The sequence below is a fragment of the Catenibacterium sp. CAG:290 genome, from assembly GCF_000437715.1.
Classification (GTDB): domain Bacteria; phylum Bacillota_I; class Bacilli_A; order Erysipelotrichales; family Coprobacillaceae; genus Catenibacterium; species Catenibacterium mitsuoka_A.
In genome coordinates this window covers 1-16,553 of record NZ_FR898756.1, presented here as the reverse complement: position 1 = coordinate 16,553, position 16,553 = coordinate 1, and the positions used below count along the sequence as shown (strand labels likewise).

15 protein-coding genes are annotated in these 16,553 nt (G+C 34.2%); 10 read left to right on the top strand and 5 right to left on the bottom strand.

Annotation, left to right across the window (positions count from 1 at the left end; translation table 11 throughout):
• Window positions 1-111: 111 nt before the first annotated feature.
• Entirely contained in the window at window positions 112-1,347 is a 1,236-nt protein-coding gene (locus QVO42_RS00075; RefSeq protein WP_022424161.1) for a 6-phosphofructokinase, read from the bottom strand.
• Window positions 1,348-1,699: 352 nt separating this feature from the next.
• Between QVO42_RS00075 and QVO42_RS00070 the strand changes: the two genes are divergently transcribed.
• From QVO42_RS00070 to nifJ, 3 genes are all read left to right on the top strand, one after another.
• The gene (locus tag QVO42_RS00070) at window positions 1,700-1,990 is read left to right on the top strand and encodes a hypothetical protein (protein WP_288163492.1); all 291 of its coding nucleotides are present in this window, start codon (window positions 1,700-1,702) and stop codon (window positions 1,988-1,990) included.
• The gene (locus QVO42_RS00065; protein ID WP_022424160.1) at window positions 1,978-2,193 is read left to right on the top strand and encodes a hypothetical protein; all 216 of its coding nucleotides are present in this window, start codon (window positions 1,978-1,980) and stop codon (window positions 2,191-2,193) included. Before QVO42_RS00070 ends, QVO42_RS00065 begins: the two co-directional genes overlap by 13 nt.
• A 309-nt stretch (window positions 2,194-2,502) precedes the next feature.
• Window positions 2,503-6,036, top strand: coding sequence for a pyruvate:ferredoxin (flavodoxin) oxidoreductase (nifJ, locus tag QVO42_RS00060; RefSeq protein WP_022424159.1), 3,534 nt, complete (start codon window positions 2,503-2,505; stop codon window positions 6,034-6,036).
• Between the two features lie 420 nt (window positions 6,037-6,456).
• Here the strand turns inward: nifJ and QVO42_RS00055 are convergent, their stop codons facing one another.
• The 3 genes from QVO42_RS00055 to QVO42_RS00045 are packed head-to-tail and all read right to left on the bottom strand — an operon-like array spanning window position 6,457 to window position 8,833.
• Window positions 6,457-6,861 (bottom strand): HIT family protein, encoded by a 405-nt coding sequence (locus QVO42_RS00055; protein ID WP_288163493.1) that lies wholly within the window; start codon window positions 6,859-6,861, stop codon window positions 6,457-6,459.
• A 53-nt stretch (window positions 6,862-6,914) separates the two neighbouring features.
• Entirely contained in the window at window positions 6,915-7,862 is a 948-nt protein-coding gene (locus tag QVO42_RS00050; protein WP_022424157.1) for a hypothetical protein, read from the bottom strand.
• Between the two features lie 5 nt (window positions 7,863-7,867).
• Window positions 7,868-8,833 (bottom strand): peptidylprolyl isomerase, encoded by a 966-nt coding sequence (locus tag QVO42_RS00045; protein ID WP_022424156.1) that lies wholly within the window; start codon window positions 8,831-8,833, stop codon window positions 7,868-7,870.
• A gap of 153 nt (window positions 8,834-8,986) precedes the next feature.
• On the opposite strand from QVO42_RS00045, the gene sufC reads away from it, so the two are divergent.
• The 7 genes from sufC (at window position 8,987) to QVO42_RS00010 (ending at window position 15,794) form a co-directional block, all read left to right on the top strand.
• Window positions 8,987-9,808, top strand: coding sequence for a Fe-S cluster assembly ATPase SufC (gene sufC, locus QVO42_RS00040; RefSeq protein WP_022424155.1), 822 nt, complete (start codon window positions 8,987-8,989; stop codon window positions 9,806-9,808).
• Complete coding sequence (locus QVO42_RS00035) at window positions 9,801-10,682, top strand: SufB/SufD family protein (protein WP_022424154.1); 882 nt, start codon at window positions 9,801-9,803, stop codon at window positions 10,680-10,682. The genes sufC and QVO42_RS00035 overlap by 8 nt, the downstream gene beginning before the upstream one ends.
• A gap of 2 nt (window positions 10,683-10,684) precedes the next feature.
• Window positions 10,685-11,917: an aminotransferase class V-fold PLP-dependent enzyme gene (locus QVO42_RS00030; RefSeq protein ID WP_022424153.1), complete on the top strand. Its 1,233-nt coding sequence runs from the start codon at window positions 10,685-10,687 to the stop codon at window positions 11,915-11,917.
• Window positions 11,901-12,338, top strand: a complete 438-nt coding sequence (sufU, locus tag QVO42_RS00025) for a Fe-S cluster assembly sulfur transfer protein SufU (RefSeq protein ID WP_022424152.1) — start codon at window positions 11,901-11,903, stop codon at window positions 12,336-12,338. Before QVO42_RS00030 ends, sufU begins: the two co-directional genes overlap by 17 nt.
• A 2-nt stretch (window positions 12,339-12,340) precedes the next feature.
• Window positions 12,341-13,747, top strand: a complete 1,407-nt coding sequence (sufB, locus tag QVO42_RS00020; protein ID WP_006506421.1) for a Fe-S cluster assembly protein SufB — start codon at window positions 12,341-12,343, stop codon at window positions 13,745-13,747.
• Window positions 13,740-14,267 carry a 5-formyltetrahydrofolate cyclo-ligase gene (locus QVO42_RS00015; protein WP_288163491.1) on the top strand — a complete coding sequence of 176 codons (528 nt, stop codon included), beginning with the start codon at window positions 13,740-13,742 and terminating at the stop codon, window positions 14,265-14,267. Before sufB ends, QVO42_RS00015 begins: the two co-directional genes overlap by 8 nt.
• A 66-nt stretch (window positions 14,268-14,333) precedes the next feature.
• Window positions 14,334-15,794 (top strand): hypothetical protein, encoded by a 1,461-nt coding sequence (locus QVO42_RS00010; protein ID WP_022424150.1) that lies wholly within the window; start codon window positions 14,334-14,336, stop codon window positions 15,792-15,794.
• Between the two features lie 23 nt (window positions 15,795-15,817).
• Here the strand turns inward: QVO42_RS00010 and QVO42_RS00005 are convergent, their stop codons facing one another.
• Window positions 15,818-16,153, bottom strand: coding sequence for a hypothetical protein (locus QVO42_RS00005; protein ID WP_022424149.1), 336 nt, complete (start codon window positions 16,151-16,153; stop codon window positions 15,818-15,820).
• Window positions 16,154-16,553 lie beyond the last annotated feature (400 nt).

Here is a 16,553-nt window from a genome sequence, read left to right as displayed (position 1 = left end):
GTCTCTTGACTGCTCACCTATAATACCATGTAGAAATACACTCGTCAACAAAAAAATACATAAAATTATACTAGAAATAAATAAAGTCCCTTTAAGGGACTTTATTCGTTCTTAATTTTCTTTTAAATGGGCAATATCGATATATGAAGGAATACCATTCTTATAAGTAATAGCAATTTCCCCCTGAATTAATGGATATAAGTAATCATAAAGTTCTTGAGTGATATCATTACCTTCTTTAGTAATCCATTCTGCTGGAACTTTCTGTTCTAGGTTCGCAATATCCTGTACATTACTATAGATACATTCTGCAGTATATGGATCATTGCTAGTTCTCTTAACACCCATCATAACATTTGTATGATCAGCAAGTGCTGTTTCTACAGCCTTTTTACCAATAAAGAAAGATTCATCAATATCTACTTTAGAGGCAATATGCATTGCACATCTTTGTAGTACATTTAATTCGATACTTCTTACTTTGCATCCAAAATGTTCTTTACAGATATTTTCTAATACCTTACCAGTACCAAAATGGATTGGATGACCAAATGCATCATACTGCTGTGAATCACCACTATCTAAGAAGTTTCCGTTTTCATCATGAATACCTTCACTTACTGCAATCATGATAGAAGACTTTTCTTTGAACTTTTCTTCAATATCCTTTAAGAAACGTTCTTTATCAAATACGACTTCTGGTAAATAAATGAGATCAGGGGCATCATTGCATTCAGTTCTTGCAAGTGCACTTGCAGCAGTTAACCAACCTGCATTACGTCCCATGATTTCTACAATAGTAATCGCATCTAGCTTATAGATAGAAGAATCATAAGCAATTTCTAACATAGAACTTGCAACATACTTTGCAGCTGAACCAAAGCCTGGAGTATGATCTGTACCCATCAAATCATTATCGATAGTCTTTGGAATTCCAATGAAGTGAATAGGGGAATTGATTGTTTCACCATAAGCTGCAAGTTTAGCCACAGTGTCCATAGAATCATTTCCACCAATATAGAAGAAATCAGTGATTTCTAAATCATTAAATTTTTTAAATAACAAGTCGTAAGTGTCTTTATCATCACTTACTGTAGGCAGCTTATAACGACAGCTTCCTAAATACATTGCTGGGGAATGCTTTAATGCATCAATTTTTTCCTCAGAATTAAATGTTGTACCTAGATCCATGAAGTGATCTTCTAATAGTCCCTGGATACCATTAACCATACCATAAATATGAGTAAATCCTTCTTCCTGGCATTGAGTAATAACACCTGCAAGAGAGGCGTTGATGGCAACCGTAGGCCCACCAGACTGACCAATAAAACAATTTTTCGTATTCATTTTATGCTCCTTTTGTATATTTCATCCCCATTTTAACATCAAATGCATTTGATAGAAAGATTTAATAGTTATTAATAGTAAAAATACAGGATGATAATTAATTATACTAAAAAGGTTAGCTTATTTGTTGTGGGATTTTGTGAAAGCAATGATTACAGCAATGAGTACAATCATTGAATTAGAAAACCGATGAAGTATAAAGAAATGTTTGTATAAGCGACTCCACCAAGCAGGTACCACTTCCAATCCTAGATGTAAACGATTCTCCAATACACCTATGGTGCTGAAGCAATTAATATGGCTGTGAAGTTAGCCAAGAATTATTCTAGTGATAAGAAGCAATATAAAGAATATGTCAATTTTAGGAAATGAAAATGTACCTCTATCATTATCAGAATTCCAAATATTTGATAGAATGCTAGAAAGAAACATTACTTCTGATGAACTACAAGAATACATCGACTATGCATTAGCGATATTCAATCAATGGAACGGGAAAAGGAAATTGTTTATTTCTGAAAAAGGGGCTTCTGTTGTTATGCTGAGAGACAATGAATGGATATGTAAAACAGGTATGAGGTATACTGATTGCGGTGAAAATTATATGGCTATATTGGAGGTGCTTAAACGATGGAAAAAATAGATAATGTTGATTTTGAAGAAGATAGATATTGTCCTGTGTTTAATCGAATCATTGATTGCGAGTGGTGTTATGAATCTCTTATGGGAATATCTAAATTAGCAAAGAAAAGCGCCATTAAGGAATTGGACGAAATAGCTGAGGATAAAATGGAAGATGCGTTTCAAAAATGCAAAAAGTGTAAATATAGTGAATTAACAGATTGATTTCAATTATTGTTTTTGAGAAAAGGGGAATCATATGACAAGAGATGATTGTCATGTGATTGTTTATCGGATTCTATCCTACCTGTATATGCATTTAAAGCATTGATGTATCGCTCATAAGACATGACGGGTATAGAACATGGCAATGAACACATTACAGTATTCAACTATTTTTCAGGCTGAATTAGATAAACATCTTATAAAGTATAGAAATATATATGTGTTAGAAACGAAATACATGATAATAATTAATTATAGTATTTTATTGCATATCAGCGTATAATGGTAGATAAGGAGGATTGAAAGATTATGTCTAAGAAGTATTTATCTATGGATGGTAATACTGCTGCCGCTCATGTTGCATATGCATTTTCTGAAGTAGCAAGTATCTATCCAATTACCCCTTCTTCACCAATGGCTGAACATGCTGAAGAATGGGCTTCACAGGGAAGAAAAAATATTTTTGGCTCTGCTGTAAACGTAGTTGAAATGCAGTCAGAAGCAGGTGCTGCTGGTGCTGTACACGGTGCTTTACAGGGTGGTGCTTTAGCTACTACATTTACTGCATCTCAGGGTCTATTATTAATGATTCCTAACCTTTATAAGATTCAGGGTGAAATGCTTCCAGGTGTTTTCCATGTAGCTGCAAGAGCTCTTGCAACTAGTTCATTAAATATCTTTGGGGATCATCAGGATGTTTATGCCTGCCGTCAAACAGGTATCCCTATGCTTTGTTCACATTCTGTACAGGAAGTTATGGATTTAGCTGGTGTTGCACACTTAACTGCAATTAAAGCAGGTGTACCATTTATCCATTTCTTTGATGGTTTCAGAACATCTCATGAAATTCAGAAAGTTGAAGTTCTTGATTATGAAACTTTAGCTTCATTAGTAGATCATGATGCAATTAAGAAATTTAAAGCAAACGCACTTAATCCACATACTAATCCAGTAGAACGTGGTGGTGCAGATAATGATGATATTTATTTCCAGAGTAGAGAAGCTCAGAATAAGCATTATGATGCAGTTGTAGAAATTGCTGCAGATTACATGAAGAAGATTTCTGAAATTACTGGTAGAGAATATGCACCATTTACATACTATGGTGATCCAGAAGCAGATAGAGTTATTATCGCAATGGGTTCAGTTACTGAAACTATTAAAGATACTATTGATGAAATGGCTAAAGAAGGAGAAAAAGTTGGTGTTATTAAAGTACATCTTTATAGACCTTTCTCTCCAAAATACTTAAAGGCTGTTTTACCAGCAACTGCTAAGAAGATTGCTGTACTTGACCGTACTAAGGAAATGGGTGCTACTGGTGAACCATTATACCTTGATGTATGTTCAGTTATTAGAGATGCTGATACATTAGTTATCGGTGGTCGTTATGGTATGGGTTCTAAGGATACTACACCTCAGCATATCAAGGCTGTTTATGATCACTTAAATTCAGATAATCCATTTACAGGATTCACAATTGGTATCAAGGATGACGTAACTCATTTATCATTACCTGATGTTCATGGATTCCATATCAATTCTGGTGTTACTCAGTGCTTATTCTATGGTTTAGGTTCTGATGGTACTGTATCTGCAAATAAGTCATCTATCAAGATTATTGGTGATAATACTGATTTATACTGCCAGGCTTATTTCGCATATGACTCTAAGAAGGCCGGTGGAGCAACTCGTTCTAACTTAAGATTTGGTAATAAGCCAATTAGAGCAACTTACTATGTAAATAGAGCAGACTTCATCTCTTGTTCATTAGACAACTACTGCTTAAAGTATGATATGTTGAAGAACTTAAAAGATGGTGGACGTTTCTTATTAAATACTGAATTTACTAAAGAAGAAATCGCTGATTATCTTCCAAATAGAGTAAAGAAACAGTTAGCAGATAAACATGCTAAGTTCTATATTATTAATGCCAATAAGATTGCTGGTGAAATCGGTATGGGTAGACGTACAAATACTATCCTACAGTCAGCATTCTTCGCATTAAATGAACAGATTCTTCCAATCGAAGAAGCTGTTACTAAGATGAAAGAAATGGCTAAGAAGTCTTACAGCAACAAGGGTGAAAATATCGTCCAGGCTAACTATAAGGCTATCGATGCTGGTAAAGATGCAATTGAAGAAGTAACTGTAGATCCAGAATGGTCTAACTTAACTGTATTACCATTAAGAAAACCAACTGGTGATGATTACTTTGATAACTTCGTAGCTCCTATCAATGCACTTGAAGGTTATGACCTTCCAACTTCAGCATTCTTAGATAAGCTTGATGGTACTATGCAGAATGGTGTTGCAATTAAAGAAAAACGTGCAATTGCTATTCAGGTTCCTAAGTGGGAAAAAGACAACTGTATCCAGTGTAACCAGTGTGCTATGGTATGTCCTCATGCAACAATCCGTCCATTCTTAATGACTGAAGAAGAAATCAAGAATGCACCAGAAGATATTACTAATGATGTATTAAAACCAATTGGTAAGGGTGTTGAAGGATTATCATTCCGTATCCAGGTTTCTCCTGATAACTGCGTAGGTTGTGGATTATGTGCAGCTGTATGTCCAGGTAAACGTGGTGAAAAGGCACTTACAATGGTTCCAGTTAAGGAAGAATTAGAACATTCTGCTTTATCTGAATATGTATACAACAATGTAGAATATAGAGATGACAAGTATCCTACAACTACAGTGAAGGGTGTTGGATTCATGAAGCCTTATTTTGAAGCTTCTGGTGCCTGCGCTGGTTGTGGTGAAACTCCATATTATCGTTTAGCTTCTCAGTTATTCGGTTCTGATATGAGAATTGCGAACGCTACTGGATGCTCATCAATCTATACTGGTTCAACTCCATCTACTCCATGTACTACTGATAAGAATGGTCATGGTATGGCTTGGGCTAACTCATTATTCGAAGATAATGCTGAATTTGGTTTCGGTATGAAGCTTGCAGAAAACTACATGTCTAAACATATCTTAGAAATCATTGAAGCAAATAAGAATGATGTAGAACCAGAATTAAAAGAAATTCTGGAAAAATATGAAGCTGTTAAGGGTCAGAGAGTAGAAGAAAAGGCTCTTTATAACGAATTAGTAGAAAAAGTTGAAGCTTCAGCTAATGAACCTATCAAGGAATTACTTGATATGAAGGGTGAATTAGTGACTAAGTCTCAGTGGATCATCGGTGGTGACGGATGGGCTTATGATATCGGCTACGGAGGATTAGACCACGTTCTTGCTAATGATCAGAATGTCAATGTATTAGTTCTTGATACAGAAGTATATTCTAACACTGGTGGACAGTCTTCTAAATCATCACAGGCTGCTTCTATTGCGAAGTTCACTGCAAGTGGTAAGAAGGTTGCTAAGAAAGACTTAGCTCAGATTGCTATGGCTTATGGTCATGTATATGTTGCACAGATTGCTTTAGGTGCTAACCCAATGCAGGCTATTAAGGCTATGAAGGAAGCTGAATCTTATGATGGACCATCATTAATTATTGCTTATGCACCATGTAATGAACATCATATCAAGGGTGGATTAATTAACTCTTCAAGACAGGAAAAATGGGCTGTTGAATGTGGTTACTTCAACTTATTAAGATACGACCCACGTTTAACTGAAGAAGGTAAGAACCCACTTACAATTGATTCTAAGGCTCCTGATTATTCTAAGTTCAAAGACTTCTTAATGAGTGAAAACAGATTCTCTCAGTTAGTTAAGATCAATCCTGAAAATGCAGAAGCATTATTCGATAAGTGTCTAGTAGATGCTAAACGTCGTCGTGCAAGAGCAGAAGCACTTGCTAAAGATTTTGATGCTGCTGAATAATTCATACGAAAGAGATAGTAGAAATGCTATCTCTTTTCTTTATATTCATAACATACCAAAAAGATAGGTATATTGCTTGCTATTTGTATGTATTATTTCTATACTAGAAGTGGGTGATGGATATGAAGAGTGTACTCATAAAAGATACAACAAGAGAAGAAAGAAAAAGAATCATACAAGAAGCATTGGATTGTAATGATTCTGCAGGATGTGAGAATTGAAGTGGATGCGGCTTGTTTGGGGCTGGAGATCCCTTTGAAATGTATGAAGATTATATAGAAGGTAAAAGAGAAATCAAAGAAATTAATATGGAATTTGTTTCACGCTACTTTGTGAGAGGTTAATCACATTGTAATATAAAGAGATGTCATATCATTGTGTGTACTAAAAAAACAGGGATTTTTTTAAATCCCTGTTTTTCTATTTCATGATTTCGTTGTAGATATCATCAAGATTTACAACACTTGAACGATCAGTAAATTCAATCTTGATTGGATCATTTTCTTCATATCTTGGAATAATATGAATATGGAAATGATGCACTGTCTGACCAGCGACTTCTTTCGCATTAGTAAGAATATTACATCCCTTTGCATGCATATTCTCTACAATTTGATTTGCAAGCTTCTGAGCCACTTTCATACAATGTGCCATCACTTCTGGGTCTGCTTCTAAAAAACTATCATAATGTTCCTTAGGAATAACGAGCGTATGTCCATTAGTAGTCTGTGATAAATCTAAGAACGCAATACAAGTATCATCTTCATATACAACTTTGCCAGGAATTTCCTTTGCAGCAATCTTACAAAAAATACAATTATCCATCATATAAAACCTCCTGTCTTTATTCTAACACAAAAGAGACGTTCTCACGTCTCTTAGTCCACATATTTACTAGAAATTTTCTTAATCTGTTTCTTAACCTTTTCATCTTCAACAGTGAACTTATATTTCTTTAAATAATAAGATTCAATATCTGTCTTGACATCAGTTAAATTCTGTAAGTTTTCAGTAATATCTGATTTTTGAGCACTCTTATCAGTGTTGTATACATATACAACTGCATATTTACCAGTACTTAATTTAACTGCTTCCTTATATACACCATCAGTCTTTAATGAAGTAAACTTACTTAAAGCCTTAATGATTTTCTTATCAACAGTAGTTGTAGAACTCTTACTGCATACAAAACCTAAATCAGTAGAACTAGAACTATTTGCATTCATTAAAGCAGTCATTGCATCTGCACTAGTCACTGTCTTTAATGCCTTTAATGCATCAGATTCTTTACTATATTCAACAATCTTTAAATAAGAAACATTATATTTCTTACATACATCATTGAACTCTGTATCTAGATATTTTTCTTCTAATAGTTCAGATTTTGCTTCTGGTACAACGACTTCCTTCTCAAAAGCCTTTGCATCACTATACCCCTGATTCTTTGCATAAGTTTCAAAAGAACCAGAATATTCAGCATAACGATTCTTTTGTTCTTTTACTTTTGCATCAATTGCATCCTGGTCAGTAATTTCTTTTGCAGTAATCTTATTGTAAGCTTCATTTAATACTTCATTGGCACCATAGTTATCTAATAAGTATTCATATAAACCTTTCTTAGTCACACTTACATCACCACTGATTACTTCTGTTGAACCATCCTTTACAGAACTTGTATAACCATCTTTATCAGCAGTCACAATATAAGCTGTAATCACTCCTACAACAAGGACAATCGCAATGACAAGTAATGCAATCATTTTCTTAGTAAGTTTAAAAGGTTTCTTTTCAACTTCTACTTTATGGATCTGTTTGTATTCTGCCATTCTCATTACTTCCTTTCTGCAGCTCTAGACTTTAAGCCTTCTTTAATAGCTTCATTGACTGCTTTTTTAATCTTCGCATCTTTATATTCAATATCATAAGTCTTGAATGCAAGATAAATGATGTAATCATCATAAGTAAGTAATGGAGACTGGATAGTCACATTCTTTAATTTCTTCTTAATTTTTTCTTTACTAGTAGAAGTACACTTTAAGATATAATAACCATCATTACCTGTTAATACATCAGAAGTTTGTCCTTCAGTTAAAGAGAAAGCTGCTTCATTAATTGTACTACCATAAGTATTTGTTAAGTTACTTGTAGTATCTACAACACCTAAAGAACCTTTTGCACTCTTAGTTGTAGAATCATCTGAATAATCCTTGGCAACATCACCAAAGCTCTTACCATCCTTTAATAACTCCTGTACTTCTTTTAACTTTTCTTTTTCAGAATCAGTAGGACTAGAAGGATCAGAAACAGAAATCTTAATCATAGAGATCATACGAGGTGTGGCAACCTTATAATAATCTTCAAATACAGTATCATAATGTGTCTTTACATAGTGTTTGACTAACTCTGCATACTGTAAAGAATAAACAAGCTTCTTCTTATATTCACTTTCACTTGCATAGCCACCACTCTTTAAATCGCTCTTAAACTGTTTTTCATAAGAATCTTCACCATATTGGCTCTTATAAGAATTCTTGACACTATCAAGCATATCACTTGCATTATCTTTCATATCACTTGTAATAGGATATTGTTTATTGATCAACTGATCAAGAACATACTGGAATGCTGCTGACTTACCTGAACTAGTAGAAATTAATGTATCATAAACATCATCTGCATAAACATGACCTTCACTAGTTGAAGCAACTACGCTCTTTCCATCTACAGTTTTACCACCACAGCCACTTAGTAATAAAACACTCGCTAAACATAGCGCCACTATTTTTTTGGCTTTCATACGTACCCTCCTTGCGTAACATATATATTATACATGGTAGGTGATTTTTTTCAAATAATTACCCATGTTTCACATAAAAAGACATAATTCTTTATCATATTATTTGAGGTTGAACGTTTAATCTTTTATAATGATTCTCGAGGTGAAAAAAAGATGTCAGTTTTGAGTATAAAGGATCTTCATGTTGCGATTGGCGACAAGGAGATTTTGAAGGGAATTAATCTAACAATTAATACAGGAGAAACACATGCATTGATGGGTCCTAATGGGAATGGTAAGTCAACATTATTAGGTACAATCATGGGTCATCCTAAATATAAAGTAACTCAGGGTACAATCACATTAGATGGTGAAGATGTTCTTTCTATGAGTGTAGATGAAAGAAGCCGTAAAGGATTATTTTTAGGAATGCAGTATCCACAGGAAATTCCAGGTGTCACAAACTCTGATTTCCTCCGTTCTGCAATGAATGCGAGAAGAGAAAAACCATTAAGTCTTTATCAGTTCATTAAGGCTATGGACCATGCCACAGAAGACTTAGAAATGGATGGTAATTTAGCTCATCGTTATTTAAATGAAGGGTTCTCAGGTGGAGAAAAGAAACGTAATGAAATTCTTCAGATGAAATTACTAGAACCTAAATTCGCATTATTAGATGAAATTGATTCAGGTCTAGATGTTGATGCGTTACGTATCGTCGCTGATAATATCAATGAGATGAGAGAAAAGAATGAAGACTTTGGTCTAGTTATGGTTTCTCACTATGAAAGATTATATGAATTAGTAAAGCCTACACATGTACATGTATTAGTAGATGGAAACATTGTAGTAGAAGGTGGCTTTGAACTAATTGAAAAGATCAACAATGAAGGATATGAATGGGTAAAGAAAGAATTAGGCATTGAACTCCAAAAAGAAGACGAAGACGTTGTTTCTATTGGGGTATGTGGCCATAAGGTGACAAGCAATGTATAGTTTTGAACACTATATTCATTTTGTGGATGGGAAGGTAACAGAAGATAATCTTCCTAAAGAAGTTGTTGTGAATGATACAACAATCACATTCAAGTATGGAGAACCCATTCAGCTTCATGTAGTGGTAGATGTAAAGAATGAAATGTCACTACATTATGTATTTGAAGACAATGTCCATGCAGAAGTGATTGAAACAAGACATGTTGAAGAAAACGGTGTATTAAAACGTACATTTATTAACGGTGCTTATTCACATGTTAATTTCTTTAATGAAAATGAAGGAACAGGAAAGAATACTTATCTAGATGAAGGACATTCTTCTCATGATAGTATGCTTCAGCTTGGCTATTCTGAATTATCTGATGCTTCTATTGAAGCCTCTTATACATTTGAATTAGATGGTGAGGGAGCAGATGTCAGATTAAGAATGGCTGCTTTATCAAAGGATAAAGAAAAGAAACATTATAAGGTGCATATAAAACATAATGCACCACATACTACTGGTATCATGGATAACTATGGTGTTGCGAAAGATGAAGCACATCTTGTGATTGATGGTATTGGTACAATTACAAATGGACAGAATGGTTCAGCATCACATCAGACAAATAAGATCATTGTCTTTGATCCAAAATGTTATGCAAGTGCAAATCCATTCTTATATATTGATGAATACGATGTTCAGGCTTCTCATGCAGCTGGTGTAGGGAAGATGGATGAAGAACATCTTTATTATTTACAGTCTCGTGGCTTGACTAAACGTCAGGCTATGCAACTAATTACTTATGGTTATTTAATGCCAGTAGTCGAAGTTGTAGATAATCAGATGATTAAGGAACGTTTTGAATTGGCGTTATCAAAGGTAGGTGCTTAGTTATGTTAAATAGTAAGGATATAAGAAAAGATTTTCCAATGTTGGATGGAAAGACACTCATGCATGGCAAGCCACTGATTTATTTTGATAATGGTGCGACTACATTAAAGCCTCAATGTGTGATTGATGCAGTATGTGAATATTTATCTAGCTATTCAGGAAATGCCCATCGTGGAGATTATGATTTATCTCATCAGGTGGATGTCGCTTATGAAGAAGCGAGAGAAGTAGTTCAGCATTTTATTCATGCTAAAAGAAAAGAGGAAGTTGTATTTACAAGTGGTTCAACAGATTCACTTAACTTAATTGCGAATGGTTATGCCAAAACACATTTAAAAGCAGGTGATGAAATCCTTTTGAATGTGGCAGAACATGCCTCTAATACATTGCCTTGGTTTGATGTAGCTGAGGAAACAGGTGCTGTTGTGAAATATATTGAACTAGATGAAGAAGGTCGTATGACATTAGAAAATGTCAAGAAGGCTGTAACAGAGAATACAAAGATTATTTCACTTGCGATAGTGACAAATGTATTAGGCTATGAAGTACCTATCAAGGAAATCACAGAATATGCGCATTCTAAAGGTATTATTGTAGTGGCAGATGGGGCACAGAGTGTACCACATATTGTCACAGATGTTGTACGTGATGATGTGGACTTCTTAGCTTTCTCAGGTCATAAGATGTGTGGCCCTACAGGTGTTGGTGTTCTTTATGGTAAATATGAGTTATTAGAAGAAACAAAGCCTACACGTTTTGGTGGAGGATCTAATTCACGCTATAACAGCTGTGGACTTGTTACACTAAAGGAACCACCTTATAAATTTGAAGCAGGTACACCTCATATTGAAGGTGTGATTGGCTTAGGTGCAGCTGTTAAATACTTACAGAGCATCGGTATGGAAAATATCCGTCAAAGAGAGTTAGAATTACGTCATTATGCAATTGAGAAGATGTCTAAGTTGGATAATGTCACTGTATATAACCCAAACTCAGAAGGGGCTATTGCCTTTAATATTAAAGATGTATTTGCACAGGATGCAGCGAGCTTATTTAATACTTATGGTATTGCAGTAAGAGCTGGTGAACATTGTGCAAAGATTTTAGACGAGTTCTTAAAAGTAAGAACAACTTGTCGTGTCTCTTTCTATTTCTATAACACTGAAGAAGAAATTGATCAGTTTATTGAAGCATGTAAGAAAGGAGATGATTTCCTTGATGCATTCTTTGAATGATCCAATGATCATGAGAGAAATTATTATGGACCATTATCAGAATCCTAGAAACCATGGACTTGTAGATGATGATTCATATCAGAAAGTCAATATGGATTCAAGTACATGTATTGATGATATTGATGTCCAGGCTAAGTTTAATGGTGATGTCGTAGAAGATGTACGTTTTGATGGTGAAGCATGTGCTATTTGTACTGCATCTACTTCTATCATGACTGAACTAGTTAAAGGAAAGACAAAAGAAGAAGCAGCGCATATTGTAGATAACTATATGCATATGATTTATGAAAAAGAATATGATCCAGAACTTCTTGAAGAAGCAATTGCGTTTAAGAATACGCATAAGCAGGCCAATCGTATTAAGTGTGCGACTCTAGGCTGGACTGGATTCTTAAAATTATTAGAAGGAAGCGAGGAATAGAGATGGCTATTGAGAATCTTAATATTCCACAAGCTGAAGTGATAGAAGATCATCCTGATGAGGATGTATCTGTCTTCAAGACACCTAAAGGGTTAAATGAAGATATTGTTAGAGAAATATCAGCCATTAAAGAAGAACCTGAATGGATGACTGAATACCGTATCAAGTCATTAAAACAGTTCTTAAAGATGCCAATGCCTAAGTGGGGTGTTGATTTATCTAAGATGGATTTTGATGATTATACATACTATAATCGTCCATCAGATACTAAAACAGATAAATGGGAAGAAGTACCAGAAACAATTAAAAACACATTTGATCGTTTAGGTATTCCTGAAGCAGAACAGAAGTTCTTAGCAGGGGCAAGTGCTCAATATGAATCTGAAGTTGTTTATCATAATATGCTTGAAGAAGTCAAAGAGAAGGGTGTTATCTTCTTAGATATTGATTCTGGATTAAAACAATATCCAGAAATCTTCAAGAAGTATTTTGATACTGTTATTCCATATTACGATAACAAGTTCTCTGCATTAAATGGGGCTGTCTGGTCAGGTGGATCATTTATTTATGTACCACCTCATACTAAATTAGATAAGCCATTACAGTCATACTTTAGAATCAATTCTGAACGTATGGCACAGTTTGAAAGAACCTTAATTATTGTAGATGAAGGATCCGATATTCATTATGTAGAAGGATGTACAGCACCTTCATATTCTAAAGATTCACTTCATGCGGGTGTTGTAGAAATTATTGTTGGCAAGAATGCACATTGTCGTTATACAACAATCCAGAACTGGTCTAAGAATATCTATAACTTAGTTACACAGCGTGCAAAAGTCATGGAAGGTGGATCAATGGAATGGGTGGATGGTAACATCGGTTCACTTGTTACTATGAAATATCCTTGCTGTGTTCTTGCAGGAGAAAGAGCCAAGGGTACAGTTATTACTATTGCGGTAGGAGATAAAGGTCAGATCATTGATTCTGGGGCTAAGATGATTCATGCAGCACCTCATACATCAAGTCAGATCATTTCTAAATCTATCGCTAGAAATGGTGGTAAGACAAACTATAGAGGACTTGTCCGTCATAACAAGAATGCGTATGACTGTAAGAGCAAGGTAGAATGTGATACATTAATTCTAGATAAGATTTCTACAAGTGATACAGTACCTACAAATATCATGGCCAATAATGATTCTATTATTGAACATGAAGCCACTGTATCTAAAGTATCAGAAGATCAGCTCTTCTACTTAATGAGCAGAGGTCTCACTAAAGCACAGGCAACAGAGATGATTGTTATGGGCTTCATTGAACCATTCAGCAGAGAATTACCTATGGAATATGCTGTTGAATTAAATCAGCTTATTAAGCTTGATATGTCAGAAGATGCTATTGGATAGAGAACAGATGATTAAGAAACGTCTCGCTTTAGAAGAAGAGACGTTTCTTTCTTATTCAAAAAGAATTGCCTCTTATCTAGAAGAAATGCCTGCATTTAAAAATGCGAAAAGAATAGGGTTTTATATGTCTTATCGTCATGAAGTAGATACACTTCATTTGATTGAGAAATATATATTAGAAAAGGAAATCTATGTACCAAAATGTGTAGGGGATGAATTAGATTTCCAAAGAATATATACTATGGATGATTTAAAAGAGGGTGCTTTTCATATATTGGAACCTTCTACTAATGAACATATGGATGTTAAAGATTTAGATGTGATTGTAGTACCATTACTGATGTTTGATGCAAATCATAATCGTATTGGTTATGGCCGAGGTTTTTATGATCGCTGTTTAAAAAAGACAGAAGCTATCACAATTGGTCTAGCATTTGATTTTCAGAAAGTAGAAAATACTCATCCTCATTCGCTTGATGTCCCGCTTAATCACATAATTACACAAAAAGGTGTCTTCTAAGGCACTTTTTTTATAGTAACAAAGGGATAAATTTGATATAATAGATATGATTATGAGGTGTTTTATATGGAAAAAAATGTTGTAAAGAATATTCTCGCAGACATTGATCTGCGTCAAAATCTAATAAAATTAAAAGGATCAATGTCAGCTGCTGATACATTAGATGGCCCTATTGTAGAAAAATTATGTGATTGTTTATCTTATGAAGATCCTAAAGTAAGAAAAAATGCGGCATTACTACTAGGATATACTAAAAATTCTATGATGGCTTCTGTTCTTTTAGATGCTTATAAGAATGAAGAAAAGGATTTTGTAAAAGATGCTTATTTAAAAGGTATGAGTCATTATGATTGTAAGCCTTATATTAAGGAATTACAGGAAATCCAGAATGAACTCATGAATTCAGAAGTAGTAGACAGCAAGCATATCAAAGCACAATTAAAGGTCTTAAATCCGATGATTCGTTCTTATTCTTATCATAAGAAGAAATCAATCCGTTTATTGCATAAAGAAGTCGATGTTATTCTTACAACACTTCCTTATTATCAATATACACTTTTTGAACAGGTGAAGCATTTACGTTATAAACCAGTCGGACAGGGCGTTTTAGTGCGTACAAAGGCTATTTATGACCTTCTAGGCTTACGTAATTATAGAGAAATGATTTTCCCATTATCAGGCTGTTCAGGACTTGCTCAGGATGGACATTTAATTGGTAAACGTATTGCGCAAAGTAATTTGGTAGACGTACTACATCGTTTATATGATGCAGAAGGATGTTTCTATTATCGTTTAGTTGATCAGATGAGAGAAAAGAAATCAGCTGTTATCAATGATATAGTTCAAGAACTTATTGAAGAAATGCCTTCACATCTTCAGAATGTAACATCTGATTATGATATTGAAATACTTATTAGAGAATTAAAGCCAGGAACAGTGAATGTTTACTTAAAGTTGAGTTCATTAGACAATCCTCGCTTTAATTATAGACGTGAAATTATTTCTAATTCAATGCAGCCTTATGTAGCAGCAACACTTATGGAAGTAGCTAAACCATATATGGGCATGCATTCTCGTGTATTAGATCCATTCTGTGGTAGTGGTGTTACACTTATTGAAAGATGTATGGCTAAACCAGTTAAGTTTGCGATGGGATTAGATATTTATGGAGAAGGCTTAGAAGCAGCTAAGAAGAATGCGATTGCAGCTAATCAGGCTATTCACTTTGTAAATAAGGATGCCAACCGTTTTGTAAATAATGAAATGTTTGATGAAATCTTTACTGATATGCCTACCTATGCACAGATGAAAGATACACGTGCTTTAAAGAATCTTTACGATAACTTCTTTAAACGTATCCACAGACACGTTTTACCAGAAGGGTATGTATTTATCTATACAACTGAAATATCTCTTGTAGAGAAGAATTTAAGACTAAATTCAGACTATCTCACACTTGTAGAACATTATGATGTACCTAGAGGTAAGACAATGGCTTATTTCTTCATCATTCAGGTAAACAAATAGAGGTCCAATCAGGACCTCTTTTTCTATCTAAATAAATAACGATAACCTTGCCAGAACCACTGTTTTACTGTTTCTGGGTCATCTAAATAAAAACGTACACCAAATGCAAGTGCTACTAATATAATCACAAGTAATACTAATAACACAAAAGTCTTAATAAAAGTCATTACAGGATGTGATTTCTCTTTATACTTTACCTTAGTCTTAGTACGTTTAGGTAAAGAATGTGATCTCTTATGTTTCACTTTTGTCTTAACAACTTTTTTAACTTCAGGTTCTTTTTCTTCCTGCTGAATAGAATTCTCTCTCCTAGTGTCTTTAATAGAGTCATCTTCATCATCAAATGTGAATCTTTGCATACTATCACCTCTCTGCTTTAATGAATATAGTCTCTATTAGAGTATTTGTCAAATTAAAAAATGCTCTCATGACACAATAAAAGCTCTTGCATAAGGAAAGCAAATGTATGTGTCATTGAGAGCGGCCTTAAACAAGAGCCTTTAAAACGTACCCATTAGTAGGTACAATTAAATTGTAATCGTTCTTATAACAAAAAGCAAATAAAATACAAAAAAACTTGAAGAAATCAATAGAATTGAGAAAAAGCGTCATTAAATCAAATATACCTACATATAAAACTGTAAAAAAAGTTCCTATTTTCTGTAAAAAAAGTTCCTATTTTCTGTTGACTTAGAGTGGATATGATGATAATATAATACCCGCAACGGAGGTTTAGCTCAGTTGGGAGAGCATCTGCCT

Coding starts and splice junctions, on each gene's coding strand:
- QVO42_RS00070 (WP_288163492.1), top strand. CDS start 1,700: ATGTCAATTTTAGGAAATGAAAATGTACCTCTATCATTATCAGAATTC.
- QVO42_RS00050 (WP_022424157.1), bottom strand. CDS start 7,862: ATGGCAGAATACAAACAGATCCATAAAGTAGAAGTTGAAAAGAAACCT.
- QVO42_RS00055 (WP_288163493.1), bottom strand. CDS start 6,861: ATGGATAATTGTATTTTTTGTAAGATTGCTGCAAAGGAAATTCCTGGC.
- QVO42_RS00035 (WP_022424154.1), top strand. CDS start 9,801: ATGTATAGTTTTGAACACTATATTCATTTTGTGGATGGGAAGGTAACA.
- nifJ (WP_022424159.1), top strand. CDS start 2,503: ATGTCTAAGAAGTATTTATCTATGGATGGTAATACTGCTGCCGCTCAT.
- QVO42_RS00045 (WP_022424156.1), bottom strand. CDS start 8,833: ATGAAAGCCAAAAAAATAGTGGCGCTATGTTTAGCGAGTGTTTTATTA.
- sufB (WP_006506421.1), top strand. CDS start 12,341: ATGGCTATTGAGAATCTTAATATTCCACAAGCTGAAGTGATAGAAGAT.
- sufC (WP_022424155.1), top strand. CDS start 8,987: ATGTCAGTTTTGAGTATAAAGGATCTTCATGTTGCGATTGGCGACAAG.
- sufU (WP_022424152.1), top strand. CDS start 11,901: ATGCATTCTTTGAATGATCCAATGATCATGAGAGAAATTATTATGGAC.
- QVO42_RS00010 (WP_022424150.1), top strand. CDS start 14,334: ATGGAAAAAAATGTTGTAAAGAATATTCTCGCAGACATTGATCTGCGT.
- QVO42_RS00075 (WP_022424161.1), bottom strand. CDS start 1,347: ATGAATACGAAAAATTGTTTTATTGGTCAGTCTGGTGGGCCTACGGTT.
- QVO42_RS00005 (WP_022424149.1), bottom strand. CDS start 16,153: ATGCAAAGATTCACATTTGATGATGAAGATGACTCTATTAAAGACACT.
- QVO42_RS00030 (WP_022424153.1), top strand. CDS start 10,685: ATGTTAAATAGTAAGGATATAAGAAAAGATTTTCCAATGTTGGATGGA.
- QVO42_RS00065 (WP_022424160.1), top strand. CDS start 1,978: ATGGAAAAAATAGATAATGTTGATTTTGAAGAAGATAGATATTGTCCT.